Raw genomic sequence first — 18,615 nt, 5'->3', positions numbered from 1 at the left:
TGAGGTTTTTATGAACGCACTCGAATTGCTCACCACGCGTTCGTCCATGCCGCGCGTGGTTGCGCCAGGACCTACGGACGAACAACTTGATCTCATGATTACTGCGGCCGCTCGTGCTCCCGACCATATGGCGTTGCAGCCATATCAAATAACCATTTTTCAGGGCGAACAATTGGCTGAATTAGGAACCATTTTTGCGAAAGCCGCAGCGGCGAAGGGAGAGCCCGAAGCTCAGGTTGAGCGCGCCAAAGAACTACCATTGCGAGCGCCGATGGTGATTGTCGTGGCCATGACGTATCAAGAGCATGACAAAGTACCGCGGGATGAACAATTTGCAAGCGCTGCGTGTGCGGCCTTGCTGTTGCAACAAGCGGCGTTTGTTCAAGGTCTTGGAGCGGTCTGGAGAACGGGCTGGTTTGCCGAAGACGAGGGCGTCAAACAGGCGTTAGGGTTGACCAATAAAGATGCCATTGTCGGCTTTATGTATGTTGGAACACCTGTCGTTGATACGCCCATTAAGCCACATAAAGACATGACCGAGAAGGTTCGTTACTGGGGCCAAGCGTCGCCTTTATAGGAAGACAAAAAGAACAAAACCAGCTTGCGCTGGTTTTGTTCTGTATCAGTTCCAAGATTAGAACTCTGCTGATTTCGGCGCCCGCGGGAAGGGGATAACATCACGGATGTTGCTCATGCCCGTCACATAAGTCACCAAACGCTCGAAACCTAAGCCAAAGCCTGCATGTGGCACGGTTCCGTAGCGGCGTAGGTCACGATACCAACTGTATTGGTCCAGTTCCATGCCCAGCTCTAGCATGCGTGCATCCAAACGATCTAAGCGTTCTTCACGGGCACTGCCACCGATAATTTCACCAATTCCTGGGGCGAGTACGTCCATTGCCGCAACGGTTTTGCCGTCCTCGTTCTGGCGCATATAAAACGCTTTGATATCTTTCGGGTAGTTTTTCAGAACAATCGGTGCACCAACGTGTTCTTCTGCCAAGTAACGTTCGTGCTCGGATTGCAAATCGGTGCCCCATTCCACTGGATACTGGAATTTCTTGCCGCAGTTTTTCAGGATCTCAACGGCTTCAGTGTAATCCATGTGAACAAATTTATGTTCGAGGACATGATTCAAACGCTCGATGACTTGACTGTCCACTCGTTTCTGGAAGAACGCCATATCATCGGCACGCTCTTCAAGCACGGCGCGGATACAATACTTCAGCATGTCTTCCGCGAGGTAGGCGATATCATCGAGGTTGGCAAAAGCCACTTCAGGTTCAACCATCCAAAACTCAGCCAGATGGCGGCTGGTGTTGGAGTTCTCGGCGCGGAAGGTTGGCCCAAAGGTATAAATTTTGGAGAGGGCGCACGCATAGGCTTCCCCATTCAGTTGGCCCGATACGGTAAGGAACGCTTCTTTACCGAAAAAGTCCTTGCTGAAATCAACCTCACCGGCGGCTGTGTGCGGCAAGTTCATCAGGTCGAGCGTTGATACGCGGAACATTTCACCGGCACCTTCTGCATCAGAAGCTGTGATAATTGGGGTTGCGACCCACAAATAACCGCGTTCGTGGAAGAATCGATGCAATGCTTGTGCGAGGCAGTTCCGCACGCGCATGACCGCCCCGGTAATATTGGTCCGTGGGCGGAGGTGCGCGTATTCACGCAAATATTCCATGGAGTGAGGCTTCGGCGACATCGGGTAGGTATCAGGATCGTCAATAAACCCATAAACCTTTACGGCAGTCGCTTGAATTTCGTAATTCTGGCCTTGACCTGCGGACTCACTGACTGTTCCCGTGATTGCAACACTGCACCCGGTGGTTAGCTTGAGCACTTCATTGTCATAATTGTCGAGATGATTAGGGACGACTGCTTGAATAGCATCAAAACACGAACCATCATGCACATTGATAAATGAAATGCCTGCCTTAGAATCCCGTCGGGTACGAACCCAACCGCGCACAGTAACTTCATCACCAACGGCAATTTTTCCCGATAAGACATCGACAATTGTTGCGAAGGACATGGCCTACAAACTCCGTTAGTTAGGTTAAAAGTAAAATAGGCTGATATGTTACCTTGCTTTCCGTCAGACTCAAGCGAAAATCATAGGGTTTTCGCTAGATAGCACATGGTATGGGTAAGTTTGCTCAATTGCGCAGCACTGATGAGGTAGGGCGGCATCACATAAATCAGTCGGCCAAAGGGACGGATCCAGACCCCTTGTTCAACACAAATGCGCTGGGCAGCAGCAACATCCACGGGGTGATCCAGTTCAATCACACCAATTGCCCCCAATACCCGTACATCCACGACACCCGGCAGTTCTTTAGCCGCCGCAAGTTCTTGCTGCAACTGCTGTTCAATATGCTGCACTTGCGTTTGCCATGGGCTCTCTTGTAACAGCTGGAGACTGGCTGAGGCCACGGCACAGGCTAAGGGGTTGCCCATAAAGGTGGGGCCATGCATCAGTGCACCACCGGCTGGCCCGTGACTGATGGTGTGCGCAACATCCTGGGTGCATAGCACCGCTGCTAAGGTGAGATAGCCACCGGTGAGCGCTTTACCGAGACACAAAATGTCAGGTGTCACTTGCGCTTGTTCACAGGCAAAGAGGGAGCCTGTGCGGCCAAACCCAGTGGCAATTTCATCGGCAATAAAGAGCACCTGATAGTGCTCGCATAAGCGTTTCGCTTCGGTGAGATATTGCGGATGATAAAATCGCATGCCTCCCGCACCCTGTACTAGGGGCTCCAAAATAAGAGCTGCCAGTTCGTGATGATGCTGCTCTAGCAATTGTGCCAAAGGTTCGATGGCAGCGGCATGCCAAGGTTCGTGGGGGCGGATGGTAGGGGTTGGTGCAAAGAGTTGTTGTGCCAAGCTGCCGTGGAATAAATGGTGCATTCCCGTGACCGGATCACAGACTGACATCGCTGCAAAGGTATCTCCATGGTAGCCGCCTCGAATGGTGACTAAACGATTTTTCTGCGGTTGATCACGACTGGCCCAATACTGCAACGCCATTTTAATGGCGACTTCGACCGCGACCGAGCCTGAATCCGCTAAGAAAACATGCTGCAATGCCGAGGGTGTCATGGCCACCAGCTGTCGACATAACTGCACGGCGGGCGCGTGAGTCAAGCCACCAAACATCACGTGACTCATGTGGTGAAGTTGCTCAGTCATGGCTTGATTTAAGGTTGGGTGGTTATAGCCATGAATGGCTGCCCACCAGGAGGCCATGCCATCGATGAGTTGAGTCCCATCGGTAAGGGTAATGACGCATCCTTGAGCGCTGGCCACGGGGTAAACCGGCAGCGGTTGCTGTAATGATGTGTATGGGTGCCAGATATGATGACGGTCAAAAGCTAAATCAGAAGATGATAACATGATTAAATAATAGCCAGTTGTAATATGTGGGGCGATATAAAAGTTGACAGTTTAAGAAAACGACGTACCCTGTGCAAACAAAATTACGTTCATGGTTATTGATTCAATTAGGTTGTTTTATGTCGAGTTCTCATCGCCAGCAGTGGCAGCGTCCAGCAGTAGAAGCGCTCTTTGCGTTACCTTTTAATGATCTCTTGTTTCAAGCTCAGCAAGTGCATCGCCAGCATTTTGATCCCAACGAGGTGCAAGTGAGCACCTTATTGTCGATTAAGACAGGGGCCTGTCCAGAGGACTGCAAATATTGTCCGCAAAGTGCGCATTATCGCACCGATGTTGAGCGGGAACGCTTATTGGCAGTAGAACAGGTGGTTGAGAAAGCAGCAGCTGCTAAAGCACAAGGTGCTTCGCGGTTCTGTATGGGCGCAGCATGGCGGCATCCAAATGACCGTGACATGCCCTATGTCATTGATATGGTAAAGCGCGTGAAAGCCTTGGGTTTGGAAACCTGCATGACGCTGGGCATGCTCAATGAGCACCAAGCACACGCGCTGAAACAAGCAGGACTCGATTATTACAATCATAACTTGGATACGTCGCCTGACTATTATGGCGAAGTGATTACCACTCGAACTTATGCCGATCGGTTGGCAACCTTAGCGCACGTGCGTGACGCTGGAATGAAAGTGTGTGCGGGCGGAATTGTCGGCATGGGGGAACGTCGTCATGATCGGGTCGGGTTACTCATGCAATTGGCAAATTTGCCGGTCCATCCTGAGAGTGTGCCTATTAATATGCTGGTCAAAGTAAAGGGCACGCCGATGGCGGACTTAGACGATTTGGACCCCTTTGAATTTATCCGCACCATTGCCGTGGCGCGAATTTTAATGCCAACCTCTTATGTCCGATTGTCTGCCGGGCGCGAAACCATGAACGATCAGATGCAAGCCTTGTGTTTTTTAGCGGGGGCGAACTCGATCTTCTATGGCGAACGACTGTTAACCACGGCCAACCCAGACGTGGATCACGATCGTGCGCTATTTGAGCGATTGGGCTTAAAGGTATTGGCACATCAAGATTATGATGATGAGGTACATACCGCGGCGCTGCAAGATGCCGTGACCGAGCAACAACAGGCGCCTCTTTATTACGAAGTGCGTTAGCCCATGGAACGCCTCACTCTTTCCTTGGCGCAGCACCGACAGCAGCGCCAAGCAGCGCTTCGTTGGCGCTCTTTACGAGTTGCTCAGGTTCCAACAAGGGACGCTTTCAATCGTAATGATTACTTGGGGTTAGCTCAGCATCCACAGGTGATTGCTGCGTTTCAACAAGGCTTGAGCGATTATGGCTGTGGGAGTGCTGGCTCGCCCTTAATCTGTGGTTACCAAGCACCTCATCAGCGCTTAACCCAGCAATTAGCAGAATGGTTAGAACGTGATAGCGCACTCTTATTTAGCAGTGGGTTCGCCGCCAACCAGTGCGCTCTCAAAGGATTCCACGCCTATTACGATCAATTACTGCTGGATCGGTTATGCCATGCCTCGTTATTGGCTGGTTTGCCGCCGCGCAAATGGCGTCGTTTCCCTCATCAATCTGTTGCTACAGCACGGCAATGGCTAGGTGAAGGAACCAATTCAATCATCACTGAAAGTGTGTTTAGCATGGATGGCGACCAAGCTCCTTTAGCAGAGTTTGCGGCATTGCCTGCTGATTTATGGGTGGACGATGCCCATGGAATTGGCGTGATCGGCAAGGGGGGACGGGGTGCTGCAGCGTTGCTCCCGGATTCCCATGCGCTATTAACGATTCCATTTGGTAAAGCCATTGGTGTGATGGGAGCCGCTCTGGTGGGTGGCACGGCTGAGCTGGAGTATTTAGTGAACGAGGGGCGTGAGTTTATTTATTCGACCGCGATGCCCGCAGCCCAAGCCGCAGCGATTAGTGCTGCCATCACCGTGATTCAAAGCCCTGAAGGCGAGCAAATACGGCAACGCTTGCGAGAACGTATTGCGCGGTTTAGAGAACTATGTCGAGCAGCGGGAATCGCATTACACCCCAGCGAACATCCGATTCAAACCATCTGGCTCGGAGCTGAACAGCTGGCGCTTGCATGGGGCCAACGTTTAGCTGACCAGCAGCTTGATTGTGGCGTGATCCGTCCACCCACGGTTCCCGCTGGTAGTGCGCGGTTGCGGATCACCATTACGGCGAATCATACTGAAGCGGCGATTGTGAGGCTCGTGGAAGGATTGAAACAATGTCTCACAAATTAGAAATTTCCCAACACTTTAGTCGAGCAGCTGTCGGTTACACCCAACATAATGAATTACAGCGCCAGTGTGCTGCTTATCTATTGGCGCAATTGCCTGCGGAAGAACTCGGTGTGACGCTGGATATTGGGTGTGGTCCTGGGGTGAATAGTGAGGCACTGCAGCAGCGCGCTAGTCATTACGTGGGGTTGGACTTGGCTGTGGGCATGTTACAGCAAGCCCAGCAGCGGTTGCCAGCACTCAATTGGGTGCGGGCAGATATGGAACAGCTTCCGTTTGCCCCTGCGTCCGTTCATACGTTGTACGCGAATTTAGTGCTGCAATGGGCAGATCAGCCATTGGCTGCTTTGCGGCAATGGGTTGCCTGCGTGAAACCACAGGGGAGAATCGTGGCGAGTACTGTGTTGCAAGGGTCGTTGCAGCCATTGAGTGGGTATTTATTGCGGTATACCGGTCATCGTCGCCATAACTCATTTCTGACTTACCCTGAATTGCAGCAGCAATTAGCTCTACTTGAGGGAGTGTCGGTCACCGTTGAGCAGCAAACCATCACGGTTCGTTATCCAACGGTATTGGCCATGTTGCACCAACTAAAAGGCATTGGTGCGAACTATCAATATCAAGCGCGCCCCGGGTTGACCAAAGGGCAGCTTCAACGAGTTGCAACAGCCATGGAAATCCATCGAGATCCACAAGGATTGCTTCCTTTGCATTGGGAAATTGCCTTTATCACATTGAGAAAAACGCAATGATAATTAACCAAAAGGCATTGGTGGAGGGGCCTGCCAAAGTGTTTGTAACAGGCACCGATACTGGCGTTGGTAAAACCACGGTGACCCAAGCATTATGTCGCGCCTTGCAACAATTAGAGGTGCGTGTGGGGGTGCGTAAACCGGTGTCTTCAGGCGCATGCTATCAACAAAGGCAATTACGTAATGAGGATGCATTAGCGTTAATGGATGCTGTAGGGATGCCTGTGACGCCTGAGAATTATCAGCGGGTGAACCCATTTTGTTATGCGCCGGCCATCGCCCCTCATATCGCGGCAGCGCATCAGCAACAATCGCTCTCCACCAACAGGATAGCGGCGCACATTCACGCGAGTATCGACACCGAGGAATTATTAGTGATTGAGGGAGCCGGCGGCTGGTTAGTGCCCTTATCCATGGAAGAGACCATGGCTGATGTGGCAACAGCACTGAATGCAGAGGTGATCTTAGTGATTGGCATGCAATTAGGCTGCATCAATCATGCGTTGTTAACCGTGGCGGATATCCAGCGGCGCGGATTAACGCTTGTCGGTTGGGTCGGCAATCAATTAACTCCAGAGCCGATGGTCTGCTGTGCAGAAAATTATGATACATTAGCGCGGATGATTCCGGCGCCGTGCTGGGCGAAAATTCCTTTTTCGCCCGAACCTGAAACACTTACTCGGCTGTTGCTGCCACTGGCGCAGCGGTTAGCCACTGGGAACAATCCTGCTGCGGCGCTACCACCTGCTTCTCACCCTTAAGGAAGAGATAGGCGGGCGCGTTACCTTGATAATGCATTTGTTGGCCAGATACCTGCAAGAAAGTGCCTTCGGGAATCGCGAAAATAGGCGTCTGGGGGGCCACGACCATAAACTCTTGCAAGCGTTGATCGCGCGTTTCACCATGGAACCCAGCGGGTTTGAAATCCGTATAGTGGGGATTGAGCTGAAACGGGACTAACCCCAGCGCAGTAAACGATGGCGGCTCGACAATGGGCATGTCATTGGTGGTACGAATGCTTAACCCTGCAATATTCGCACCGGCGCTCCAGCCTAGATAGGGCGTGCCGGCAGCAACCGCTTGGCGAATCGGCTCAAGCAACTGGTGGTGATACAACTGTTCGAGCAAGCGGAAGGTATTACCACCGCCGACTAAAATAGCTTCTGCCGTTTGCACGGCTGCGACTGGATCTGTTGCTTCTTCAATTCCCATCACGGTTAGACCAGCGGGTGCCAATGCAGCTTGCACACGAGCCGTATAGTCAGCGGCGGTCATTCCTACGCCGGCATAAGGAATAAAAAGAATGGTCCGCTCCTGGCAGATTGTCCGTATTGGTTCTAAACAGGGGGCTAAATAATCGCTATCGCCGGCACGTGAGCTACTCATAAGCAGCAAAGTCGGGGATGTCATGATGAGAACTCCTTAGTGAATTCGAAAAGGACGTGGTATCGCGCAAGCGTATCAAATTAACCTGAAAAAAACAGGATGATGTCTTGTAATTAACGGCTAACACCCTTATAAATCAAGGTGTCTTCCCTAGTTAACAAGAGGTTTTATTAGATGTTGCGAATTGTGCTGTTTTTAGCAACGAACTTAGCAATTTTGCTGGTCCTTAGTGTGGTCATGAATATTCTCATGCCGGCGTTCGGAGTAGAACCTGGACAGTACCAAGGGCTGTTTATTTTTGCTGCCTTATTTGGGTTTGGTGGCGCGTTTATTTCATTGCTGATGTCAAAGTGGTTAGCAAAGCGAACCGTTGGGGCAGAGGTGATCCATCAGCCTCGCAACCAAACCGAGCAATGGTTATTGAATACCGTTGCACGACAAGCACAACAAGCAGGTATTCCGATGCCTGAAGTGGCGATTTATCAGTCCCCGGAACCCAATGCGTTTGCCACCGGAGCGAGCAAAAATAACTCATTGGTTGCAGTCAGCACCGGCTTGATGCGGAATATGACGCAAGATGAAGTGGAAGCCGTGCTAGCTCACGAGGTGAGTCATATTGCCAACGGCGATATGGTGACTTTGACCCTGATTCAGGGCGTGGTGAATACCTTCGTGATTTTCTTTGCGCGCGTGATTGCCACCGTGATTGATAACGCCACCCGCAGCAATTCACAAAACGGGCAAGGGTTGGGTGGCATGGCTTACTTCGCCATTGTGATTGTGTTAGAAATGGTGTTTGGTATTTTAGCTAGTATGATAGTGATGTGGTTCTCACGGCAACGTGAGTTCCGAGCCGATGCAGGCTCCGCTAAATTAGTCGGTAAACAGAAAATGATTGCCGCGTTAAAGCGTTTGCAGAATGCAGATGAATCCACCCTGGATGGCTCCATGATGGCGTTCGGAATTCAAAGCAAGCGCAGCATCAGTGAGTTATTTATGAGTCACCCGCCGTTAAGCAAACGTATTCGTGCACTCGAAAATCTGTAAATGAATTAGTAAGTAAGGACCCTCATGATCAATTGGAGTACCCGCAGCTGGCGGGAGAAACCTATCCAGCAGCAACCTCAGTATTCTTCTGAAGCCCAATTACAGCAGGTGGAACGGCAATTAAAGTCGTTCCCACCCTTGGTGTTTGCGGAAGAAACCCGCGCGTTACGTTCGCAACTGGGGCGGGTGAGTCAAGGCCACGGGTTCTTGTTGCAAGGGGGCGATTGTGCTGAAACCTTTACGGATTTCACCGCCCCCAAAATTCGCGACACCTTTAAAGTCATTTTACAGATGGCGGTGGTCTTAACCTTTGCTGGGTCATGTCCGGTGACCAAAGTCGCGCGCATGGCGGGGCAGTATGCGAAGCCACGCTCCAGTGAGACAGAAATCATTGATGGGGTGCGCTTGCCCAGTTATCGGGGCGATATTATTAACGGCGCTGAGTTCACTGCCGCGGCTCGTGAGCCCGATCCTGAGCGTATGATTCAAGCCTATCATCACTCGGCAGCTACGTTGAATTTACTGCGTGCTTTTGCCCAAGGTGGTTTGGCTGATCTGCATAAGGTGCATAAATGGAACATGAGCTTTGTGCAAGCCAACCCGCTCAAAGAAAAATATTTGCAGGTGGCGGAACAAATTCAGTCGGCATTGAAGTTTATGGAAGTGCTGGGCATTAATGGGCAGAGCAACGCGACCATTTCAGAAACCCAGTTGTTTACCTCCCATGAGGCGCTGCTATTGCCCTATGAAGAAGCCTTAACACGCATCGATACGCTAACGGGGTTGCCCTATGATTGTTCCGCGCACATGGTGTGGATCGGTGAACGGACACGGCAATTGGATCACGCCCATGTTGAATTCATGCGCGGCATTCACAACCCGTTGGGAATTAAAATTGGGCCAAACATCCCTGCAGATGAGCTGATTCAGTTGCTCGATGTGCTCAACCCAGATAATGAAGCAGGGCGGATTACGCTGATTACGCGTATGGGGGCTAATACCTTAGCAGATAAATTACCAACTTTAGTTCGTCGAGTGAAAGCGGAAGGTCGTCAGGTGGTCTGGTCCAGCGACCCGATGCACGGCAATACCGTGAAAGCTGAAAATGGCTTAAAAACCCGTAATTTCGACGATATTCATCGAGAGTTATGTCAGTTTTTTGCCGTTCACCAAGCCGAAGGAACTTATCCAGGTGGGGTTCATTTGGAAATGACTGGAGAAGATGTGACGGAGTGTACGGGGGGGGCTTATCAGATTAGTGAGCATGATCTTACCCAACGTTACCGCACCCAATGTGACCCTCGCTTGAACGCGGATCAAGTGTTAGAATTGGCATTCCTGGTTGCCGATTCACTCAAGGAAGCTCGGCAAGGACGAGGTTAACCCATCCCCTTTAAGACATTGTTGAGGTTGTCGTTGTATATGTCACAGAGTGTTGAGCAGTTTTTTGAAGAATTATGGAATGATTACATTCAATTAGCACCATCCGCAGCGAAAGTGCATCAAGTGTTAGGGAAAGGGCGTCCGATCATTAATGATCATGTGGCGTTTCGTACCTATAACATTGCGCCTGTCCGTCTTGCGACCTTAGCCCAACATTTTGAGGCGATGGGCTATCAAGCTTGCGGAAATTATGTATTCGAGGCCAAAAAGTTGGTTGCGAAACACTATGAGCACACTGATCCAAACTTGCCGAAGATTTTTATTTCAGAATTGCTGGTAGAAGAATTCTCTCCAGAATTACAGCAAATTGTGCGCTCATGTGTGAGTCAGATTGACCCGGCAGCAGTGGAGCGGCCTGATTTTATGTACTCGGGCGTGCATTGGCAATTAAGCAGCACGGATTACGAAAAGCTATTGGCGGAAAGTGAATACGCCGCTTGGTTGGCTGCCTTTGGTTTCCGTGCCAACCATTTCACCGTGAATGTGAATGAATTGCCTGATTTCGAGTCGTTAGAAGCCGTCAACGAAACCTTGAAGCAAGCCGGGTTCCGTTTAAATAGCGCGGGTGGCGAAATTAAAGGCTCAGCCGCAGTTTATTTAGAGCAATCATCGACCATGGCCGACCAGGTGACGGTACGGTTTAGTGATGTTGAAAAAGTGATTCCAGGTTGTTTTTACGAGTTTGCGAAGCGCTACGAAATTCGTCCGAATGAGTTATATACCGGATTCGTGGCTGCCTCTGCAGATAAGATTTTTGAAAGCACCAACGTTCATTCAACCGAATCAAGCGCTAAGCCTGAATAGTTTTGGACAGCGGCATCGGTTAAAACCGATGCCGTTCCAAATTGGTTTCTGCCAAAATTTTAGCCGCAATTTCTTCCACCGAAAAGTGAGTTGAGTCGAGGAAAGGGATGCCTTCTCGGCGATACATATTTTCCACTTGCTGCACTTCAAACCGACACTGGGCTAAGGAAGCATACCGACTGCCTTCACGCCGTTTACTACGAATTTCATGCAACCGCTGCGGTTCCAAAGTTAATCCATAAATTTTGCGCACATGAGGGCGGAGCACCTTAGGTAACTGCAAATGTTCAATGTCATCATCTTCAGTTAATGGGTAATTCGCCGCTTTGATACCATATTGCAAGGCCAAATAAAGGCTGGTGGGAGTTTTCCCGGTACGGGAAACGCCGAGCAAAATAATGTCGGCTTCGTCGTAATCGGAGATATTACTGCCATCATCGTTGTCCAAGGTGTAGTTCACCGCTTCAATTCGAAAGTCGTACTTTTCCCGATCCACCATACTTTCTTGAATTCCATGGGTGCGATGGGTTTTGGGTTGGGCTGGAATGCCTAACTCTTGACTAATAGGAGCGATAAAGTAGTCGAGGAAGTCATAGCAAGCACCTCGCGATGACATGATGATTCGTTTGATGTCAATGCTCACAAAGGTATGAAAAATAATGGGGCGTTCACCGGACGCGTCGTAGGCCTGATTAATTTTATTCACGGCCTCTTTAGCTTTCTCTGGGGTATCAATAAAAGCCAGTGTTTTATGCACCACTTGTACTGGGAACATTGACAGCATGGCTTTACCAAATGCTTCGGCCGTTAACGCAGTCCCGTCCGAAATATAGAAAATTGTACGCATTGAAGTACATATCCTTGTTATTAAAAGTAGATAAGATGTTAACTTGTGAGTGCGCTCGGTGTAAAATAATATCAATTTCGGGCAGTCGAGGTGATTCGACTGTATGAAGCTAAAACTCCACGAGGAAAACAACGTGCAAAATAACAGACACGACTACATACTTTGGTATGATCAATTAGGGATGAATGACGTCGGCCGAGTAGGCGGTAAAAACGCCTCATTAGGTGAAATGATTAGCCATTTGGCTGGCGCTGGAGTTGAAGTTCCTAACGGCTTTGCCACCACGGCAGAAGCATTTAATGAATTTTTAGAGCAAAGTGGCCTAAACGAGCGCATTCACAGTATTTTGGATACCTTGGATACCAACAATATCCAAGCGTTGACGCAAGCCGGCCAGCAGATTCGCCAATGGGTGATTGAAACCCCATTCCAGCCGCAACTTGAGCAAGCCATTCACGATGCCTATGCAAAGCTGAGTGGCGGTAACCACGAGGTGAGTTTTGCGGTGCGTAGTTCCGCGACGGCCGAAGACATGCCTGACGCATCTTTTGCCGGCCAGCAAGAAACCTTCTTAAACGTCCGTGGCATTGATGCCATCATGGAAGCTATTAAGCATGTGTTTGCTTCCTTGTTTAATGATCGTGCCATTTCGTATCGCGTTCACCAAGGCTATGACCATCGTGGCGTGGCATTGTCAGCCGGTATTCAACGGATGGTGCGCAGCGACATTGCCGCTTCAGGCGTCATGTTCTCGATCGACACTGAATCGGGTTTTGATCAGGTGGTGTTTATCACCTCGTCGTACGGTCTCGGTGAAATGGTGGTGCAGGGGGCCGTAAACCCTGATGAGTTTTATGTGCACAAGCCAACCTTAGCGGCAAATCGTCCTGCCGTTCTGCGCCGTAATTTGGGGAGCAAGAAGATCCAAATGATCTACTCAGATGTAACTGAGCATGGCAAGCAGACGTTGATTGTTGATACCCCCGCTGAATTGACGCAGCAGTTCTCACTGACTGATGAAGAAGTGGAAGCCTTAGCGCGTCAAGCGGTTATTATTGAGCAGCATTACGGTCGTCCAATGGATATTGAATGGGCGAAAGACGGAATCGATGGCAAGCTATACATTGTTCAAGCACGCCCTGAAACGGTGCAATCGAATCGGACTGGCCAAGCTCTAGAACGTTATGCGTTAAAAGACAAAAGCCAAGTGGTGGTTGAAGGACGCGCCATTGGTCAGAAAATTGGTACCGGTGTGGCCCGCGTGCTCAGTAGCATTAGCGAAATGGATCAGGTGCAACCGGGCGATGTGTTGGTGACCGACATGACGGATCCGGATTGGGAACCGATCATGAAACGGGCATCAGCCATTGTCACCAACCGTGGTGGGCGTACCTGTCACGCGGCCATTATTGCCCGTGAATTAGGAATTCCAGCGGTGGTGGGTTGTGGGGATGCCACGGATAAAATTACCGCTGGCAGCACCATCACAGTGTCGTGTGCGGAAGGAGATACAGGGTACATCTACGAAGGGGAACTGGAGTACGAAATTACTACCTCGGATGTCGACACCATGCCAGAATTGCCATTAAAGATTATGATGAACGTCGGTAACCCAGACCGCGCGTTTGACTTTGCGCAGTTGCCCCACGCTGGGGTCGGTTTGGCGCGCATCGAGTTCGTCATCAACCGCATGATTGGGGTGCATCCAAAAGCACTCTTGAATTTTGACGAGCAACCCGCGGAATTGCAGCAACAAATCCGCACGTTAATGGCGGGTTATGCTAACCCACGTGAGTTCTATGTCGCCAAGTTAACCGAAGGGATTGCCACCTTAGCAGCCGCATTTGCTCCTGAACGAGTGATTGTGCGGATGTCAGACTTTAAATCCAACGAGTACGCAAACTTAGTGGGCGGACGTCAGTACGAGCCTTACGAAGAAAACCCAATGTTAGGTTTCCGTGGCGCAGCACGTTATGTTTCTGAAGATTTCCGTGAATGTTTTGCCATGGAATGTGAAGCGATTAAGCGTGTTCGTGATGAAATGGGGCTGACCAACGTCGAAGTCATGATTCCGTTCGTTCGCACCTTAGAAGAAGGGCGCAAAGTCATCGAATTGCTGGCTGAGCGCGGGCTGGTGCAAGGTGAAAATGGCTTACGCGTCATTATGATGTGTGAACTGCCATCGAACGCATTATTGGCTGATCAATTCCTTGATATCTTTGACGGGTTTTCAATTGGTTCCAATGACTTAACGCAATTAACCTTAGGTTTAGACCGAGATTCTGGAGTTATTGCCCATTTATTTGACGAGCGCAACGACGCAGTGAAAGCCATGTTATCGATGGCCATTCAAGCGGCGAAGAAGCGTGGCAAATATGTCGGTATTTGTGGTCAAGGTCCGTCCGATCATGCTGATTTTGCAGCTTGGCTGGTCGATGAAGGCATTGATTCGGTGTCGCTGAACCCAGATACCGTTGTGGAAACTTGGTTGTATTTAGCAAAACAATATCATTAAGGAATGAGGACACGACGCTTTATGTCGCTAAAAAATTTTGAATTACCTGTTTTTTCAGCCCATGAGCGTCGTGAATTCAACCTAGACTCAGTCACCAAGCGCTACCTGCATTCCCTTAGTCAGCAGCAGTTTGATGGGGAAATTGATGATTCCTACAGCGGTCGTTTGGTGGCTGCCACCGATAACAGCGTCTATCAACAAATGCCGCAGGCGGTGCTTTATCCAAGAACCGTAGCGGCCTTGCAACAAGCCTTACGACTTGCGCAATCGGGTGACTACCGCAGCGTAACCTTTAGCCCTCGAGGCGGCGGTACGGGCACCAATGGCCAATCTTTGACCCAAGGCGTGGTCATCGATCTGAGCCGTCATTTCCAACAAATCATAGCGGTAAACGCAGGGGAGCAATGGGTGCATTGCCAAGCTGGCGTGGTGAAAGATGCGTTAAATGACGCGGTACGCCCCCATGGTTTGTTTTTCTCGCCTGATTTATCGACCAGTAATCGAGCCACAATTGGTGGCATGATCAATACGGACGCATCCGGGCAAGGGTCGTTAGTGTATGGTAAAACCAGTGATCATTTACTGGAGCTGACGGCGGTGCTTTATAACGGTGAGCTGTTGCACGCCCGACCAATCCCGCGCCGTGAAGCTGAACGCTTGGCACAAGGAGAGAGCCTGACTGCAGCCATCTATCGGCAAGTGTTGGCGACCTGTGTGGGCTGTCGAGAGGCCATTGTAGCGAAATTCCCACCACTCAATCGATTCTTAACCGGCTACGATTTAAAGCATTGCTATGATCCCGATGCCGATACCATCGATTTATCTCGTTTGCTGGCGGGCTCGGAAGGAACCTTAGCCTTTGTTTGTGAAGCAAAATTAAATCTAACCAAAATTCCCGCCCATAAGGTATTAGTCAACGTGAAGTACGATGACTTTTTTGCCGCCTTACGGCACGCGCCAGCCTTGGTAAAAGCGCAGGCGACCTCGGTGGAAACCATTGATAGCCATGTGTTGGAGTTAGCCCGCCAAGATATTATTTGGCATCAGGTCGCGGAACAGTTACAAGACGTGCCTGAGCGCCCGATGAAGGGCATTAATATGGTCGAGTTTACGGCGCTGGACTCCCAAGAGCTTGAGCAGAAAGTGGACAGACTGTGTGACACTCTTGATCATGTTATAAACGCAGATCCACAGAGTGGGGTCATTGGTTATCAAATATGCTCCGATGCAGCGAGCATTAGCACCATTTATGCCATGCGCAAGAAATCAGTCGGCTTATTAGGAGCGACGAAAGGACGGCGCAAACCCATCGCATTTGCCGAAGATACGGCGGTTCCGCCCGAACATTTGGCCGCCTTTATTGCCGAGTTTCGAGCGCTATTGGATGAGCATGGCTTGCATTATGGCATGTTTGGGCATGTGGATGCGGGCGTACTCCATGTCCGCCCAGCGTTGGATATGACGGAGCCCGATGATGAGCGCTTACTGCGAATTATCAGCGACCAAGTGGCAGCACTCACGGCCAAATATGGCGGACTCATGTGGGGAGAACATGGCAAAGGCTACCGGTCTGAATATGCCCCGCAGTTTTTTGGTGAGCAACTGTATGCCGAACTGCAAAAAATTAAAGCCGTGTTTGATCCTGATAACCGGTTGAACCCTGGAAAAATTTGTACACCGTGGCAAAGCCAAGTGCAACTGGTGTCGGTGGATGCCATCAAGCGTGGCTATTTTGATCGGCAGATTCCGCTTCATGTTCGCACCAGCTATCAATCAGCCATGGATTGTAACGGCAACGGCCTGTGTTTTAACTATGAACGGGATTCAGCCATGTGTCCGTCCTACAAAGTCAGCGGCGATCGGCGTCAATCGCCGAAAGGGCGTGCGACATTGTTGCGAGAATGGCTACGATTAAGCCAAGTACACGGAGTGCCCGTTGAGACTTTACCGAAACAATCTGCTCAACGCTGGTTACAACAGTCGCCGAACGCCGTCAGCGATGATTTTAACCATGAAGTGAAAGCCGCCATGGATACCTGCTTGGCCTGTAAAGCCTGTGCCAGTCAATGTCCGGTAAAAGTGGATGTGCCGCGGTTTCGTTCCCGATTTTTAGCGTGGTACCATCAACGCTATCGGCGTCCTGTAAAAGATTACCTGGTCAAGCACATAGAATGGTTAGCTCCGTATTTGGCAAAACTGCCGCGCTTGAGTAACGGACTCAGTCATAACCCAGTGAGCCAGTGGTTCATCAGTCGGGGGATTGGTTATCACGATGCGCCTCGATTGTCGGTTCCGGCCGTTCATCAACGTTGGCAACGACACCAATGGCCCCACCTGTCGGTGGAGCAATTGCAGCAACTGACACCAGAACAACGGCAGTCGATGGTCGTGATTGTGCAAGATCCTTTTACCAGTTTTTATGATGCAGAGGTGGTGGAAGCTTTTGGGATCGTCGCCAAGCGCTTGGGGTATGAGCCGGTATTGTTGCGTTATCTTGGCAACGGCAAAGGCTTGCATGTAAAAGGATTTCTAGGCGAGTTTAAAGCCACCGCAACGCGTGTGGCTCAAGAGCTAAATCAGCTCGCACAGCTTGGATTGCCGCTGGTTGGGTTGGATGCATCAACGACCTTCTGTCTGCAGGATGAATATCGTGACTATGTGGATGGCCCCTTGGACTACCAAGTCCAATTGAGTCAGGAATGGTTAGTCAAGGTACTCCCCGAGCGGGCAGCCCGTATGGCGTTAAGGATCCCAGCGCAACCGTTGCAATTATTCACTCATTGTACCGAGCAAACACAACGGCCCGCAGCGGCACAAACCTGGCAAGACATCTTTGCTTATTGGAAAATCCCAGTGCAATTAGAGCAAACAGGGTGTTGTGGCATGGCCGGCACCTATGGGCATGAACAGGAGCATCAAACCCAAAGTCGTCAGCTGTATGCCATGAGTTGGAAAAATAAGGTTGAGCGGGAAGCAATTTCGTTGGTGACGGGATTTTCTTGTCGCTCGCAAGTGGCGCGACTCAGTTCAGAACAGCGGGCATTACACCCGCTGCAATGGTTAGCAGAGAACCGCACGTAATTAACGTGCAGTTTTTGCCTTCGCAATAATTTCACGAGCCAATTCGTCAGCAATTTCACCGGTAGGGCGTTGCTCTGCTGCAGAACGGGTGAAAATTTGATCCAAGGTGTCGTAGATACTACGAACACGTTGCTCGGTTTCCGCTAAGCTCATGTTGGTCGCTTCACTACACACATGGATAACACCGCCCGCGTTAATGACATAATCCGGGGTGTATAAAATGCCTTTATCCATGACAATTTTGTCGTGGGCAGGGGTGGCTAACTGGTTGTTGGCACTGCCTGCAATCACCTTGGCTTTGAGTTGGGCAATGGTGTCATCATTGATGGTAGCACCTAAGGCACAAGGTGAATACACATCCACGTCCAGTCCGTAAATTTCATCCAAGCCTACTACTGTGGCGTTCAATTCAGTCGCTGCACGTTGGCACGCTTCTTCATTGATGTCAGTCACAAATAACTGTGCGCCTTCTGCGTGGCAGTGTTTGGCGAAATCATAACCAACCGAGCCTAACCCTTGAATTGCAATTTTCAACCCATTCAGATTATCACTGCCAAATTTGTGCTTGGCAGCTGCTTTCAAACCTAAATAGGTTCCCAGGGCCGTATGCGGAGAAGGGTCACCTGCTTTTTCAGCAGTCCCAGCAACATAGCTGGTTTCTTCAGCAATGTGGGCGATGTCCGTGGTGCGGATGTTGACGTCTTCCGCGGTAATATAACGGCCACTGAGTGAGTTCACAAAACGGCCGTAGGCACGGAGTAACTCAGGGGTTTTCATGGTTTTTGCGTCCCCGATGATCACCGCTTTACCACCGCCTAATGGCAGCCCGGCAAGGGCGCTTTTGTAGGTCATGCCTTTTGATAAGCGAAGCACGTCAGTCAATGCCTCAGCAGAGGAGCTGTAATTCCACATGCGCGTACCGCCCAAGGATGGGCCAAGCGTCGTATCATGGATGGCGATAATTGCTTTTAAACCAGTTTCTTTGTCGTGACAAAACACGATTTGTTCGTGCTGGTCGAACTCGTTGTGTTCGAATAAAGACATTCAGGTATTCCTCGTTCATCCTAAAAATTG

Annotated in this window: 15 protein-coding genes; 10 read left to right on the top strand and 5 right to left on the bottom strand. The window is 50.3% G+C overall.

Annotation, left to right across the window (positions count from 1 at the left end; genetic code table 11):
- The first annotated feature begins 10 nt into the window (after positions 1-10).
- On the top strand, positions 11-577 hold the full coding sequence (locus BLP64_RS01060; protein ID WP_092590847.1) for a nitroreductase family protein: 567 nt from the start codon (positions 11-13) through the stop codon (positions 575-577).
- A gap of 57 nt (positions 578-634) precedes the next feature.
- On the opposite strand, the gene asnS is transcribed toward BLP64_RS01060, so the two are convergent.
- Both asnS and bioA read right to left on the bottom strand, forming a co-directional pair.
- Positions 635-2,035 (bottom strand): asparagine--tRNA ligase, encoded by a 1,401-nt coding sequence (gene asnS, locus BLP64_RS01055; RefSeq protein ID WP_092590845.1) that lies wholly within the window; start codon positions 2,033-2,035, stop codon positions 635-637.
- Between the two features lie 80 nt (positions 2,036-2,115).
- A complete protein-coding gene (bioA, locus tag BLP64_RS01050; protein WP_092590843.1) occupies positions 2,116-3,399 on the bottom strand; it encodes an adenosylmethionine--8-amino-7-oxononanoate transaminase in 1,284 nt (427 codons plus the stop codon).
- Positions 3,400-3,518: 119 nt separating this feature from the next.
- On the opposite strand from bioA, the gene bioB reads away from it, so the two are divergent.
- From bioB to bioD, 4 genes are read left to right on the top strand one after another with little or no spacing between them, the layout of a single operon-like run.
- On the top strand, positions 3,519-4,559 hold the full coding sequence (gene bioB / locus BLP64_RS01045) for a biotin synthase BioB (protein WP_092590841.1): 1,041 nt from the start codon (positions 3,519-3,521) through the stop codon (positions 4,557-4,559).
- Between the two features lie 3 nt (positions 4,560-4,562).
- Positions 4,563-5,669 carry an aminotransferase class I/II-fold pyridoxal phosphate-dependent enzyme gene (locus BLP64_RS01040; protein WP_092590839.1) on the top strand — a complete coding sequence of 369 codons (1,107 nt, stop codon included), beginning with the start codon at positions 4,563-4,565 and terminating at the stop codon, positions 5,667-5,669.
- Positions 5,654-6,418: a methyltransferase domain-containing protein gene (locus BLP64_RS01035; RefSeq protein ID WP_092590836.1), complete on the top strand. Its 765-nt coding sequence runs from the start codon at positions 5,654-5,656 to the stop codon at positions 6,416-6,418. Before BLP64_RS01040 ends, BLP64_RS01035 begins: the two co-directional genes overlap by 16 nt.
- Positions 6,415-7,179, top strand: a complete 765-nt coding sequence (gene bioD / locus BLP64_RS01030) for a dethiobiotin synthase (RefSeq protein ID WP_092590834.1) — start codon at positions 6,415-6,417, stop codon at positions 7,177-7,179. The genes BLP64_RS01035 and bioD overlap by 4 nt, the downstream gene beginning before the upstream one ends.
- On the opposite strand, the gene pepE is transcribed toward bioD, so the two are convergent.
- A complete protein-coding gene (gene pepE, locus BLP64_RS01025; RefSeq protein WP_092590832.1) occupies positions 7,094-7,828 on the bottom strand; it encodes a dipeptidase PepE in 735 nt (244 codons plus the stop codon). The two genes, bioD and pepE, sit on opposite strands and share 86 nt — an antisense overlap.
- Positions 7,829-7,978: 150 nt before the next feature.
- Here pepE and htpX point away from each other — a divergent pair, with 150 nt between their 5' ends.
- The 3 genes from htpX to BLP64_RS01010 are packed head-to-tail and all read left to right on the top strand — an operon-like array spanning position 7,979 to position 11,098.
- Positions 7,979-8,851, top strand: coding sequence for a protease HtpX (gene htpX / locus BLP64_RS01020; protein WP_092590830.1), 873 nt, complete (start codon positions 7,979-7,981; stop codon positions 8,849-8,851).
- A gap of 24 nt (positions 8,852-8,875) precedes the next feature.
- The gene (locus BLP64_RS01015) at positions 8,876-10,234 is read left to right on the top strand and encodes a class II 3-deoxy-7-phosphoheptulonate synthase (RefSeq protein WP_092590827.1); all 1,359 of its coding nucleotides are present in this window, start codon (positions 8,876-8,878) and stop codon (positions 10,232-10,234) included.
- A 39-nt stretch (positions 10,235-10,273) separates the two neighbouring features.
- Positions 10,274-11,098 carry a DUF1338 domain-containing protein gene (locus BLP64_RS01010; protein WP_092590825.1) on the top strand — a complete coding sequence of 275 codons (825 nt, stop codon included), beginning with the start codon at positions 10,274-10,276 and terminating at the stop codon, positions 11,096-11,098.
- Between the two features lie 19 nt (positions 11,099-11,117).
- On the opposite strand, the gene ppsR is transcribed toward BLP64_RS01010, so the two are convergent.
- Positions 11,118-11,945 carry a posphoenolpyruvate synthetase regulatory kinase/phosphorylase PpsR gene (ppsR, locus tag BLP64_RS01005; protein WP_092590823.1) on the bottom strand — a complete coding sequence of 276 codons (828 nt, stop codon included), beginning with the start codon at positions 11,943-11,945 and terminating at the stop codon, positions 11,118-11,120.
- A 103-nt stretch (positions 11,946-12,048) separates the two neighbouring features.
- Here ppsR and ppsA point away from each other — a divergent pair, with 103 nt between their 5' ends.
- Both ppsA and ydiJ read left to right on the top strand, forming a co-directional pair.
- Complete coding sequence (gene ppsA / locus BLP64_RS01000; RefSeq protein WP_092590821.1) at positions 12,049-14,460, top strand: phosphoenolpyruvate synthase; 2,412 nt, start codon at positions 12,049-12,051, stop codon at positions 14,458-14,460.
- Positions 14,461-14,481: 21 nt separating this feature from the next.
- The gene (gene ydiJ, locus BLP64_RS00995) at positions 14,482-17,541 is read left to right on the top strand and encodes a D-2-hydroxyglutarate dehydrogenase YdiJ (RefSeq protein ID WP_092590819.1); all 3,060 of its coding nucleotides are present in this window, start codon (positions 14,482-14,484) and stop codon (positions 17,539-17,541) included.
- Here the strand turns inward: ydiJ and BLP64_RS00990 are convergent, their stop codons facing one another.
- Positions 17,542-18,585: a Glu/Leu/Phe/Val dehydrogenase dimerization domain-containing protein gene (locus BLP64_RS00990; RefSeq protein WP_092590816.1), complete on the bottom strand. Its 1,044-nt coding sequence runs from the start codon at positions 18,583-18,585 to the stop codon at positions 17,542-17,544.
- Positions 18,586-18,615: the final 30 nt, after the last annotated feature.

It is taken from the genome of Pseudidiomarina indica, from assembly GCF_900104245.1.
GTDB classification, from domain to species: Bacteria; Pseudomonadota; Gammaproteobacteria; order Enterobacterales; family Alteromonadaceae; genus Pseudidiomarina; species Pseudidiomarina indica.
The sequence above is the reverse complement of the archived record's forward strand: the minus strand, read 5'-3'. Positions and strand labels throughout refer to the sequence as shown.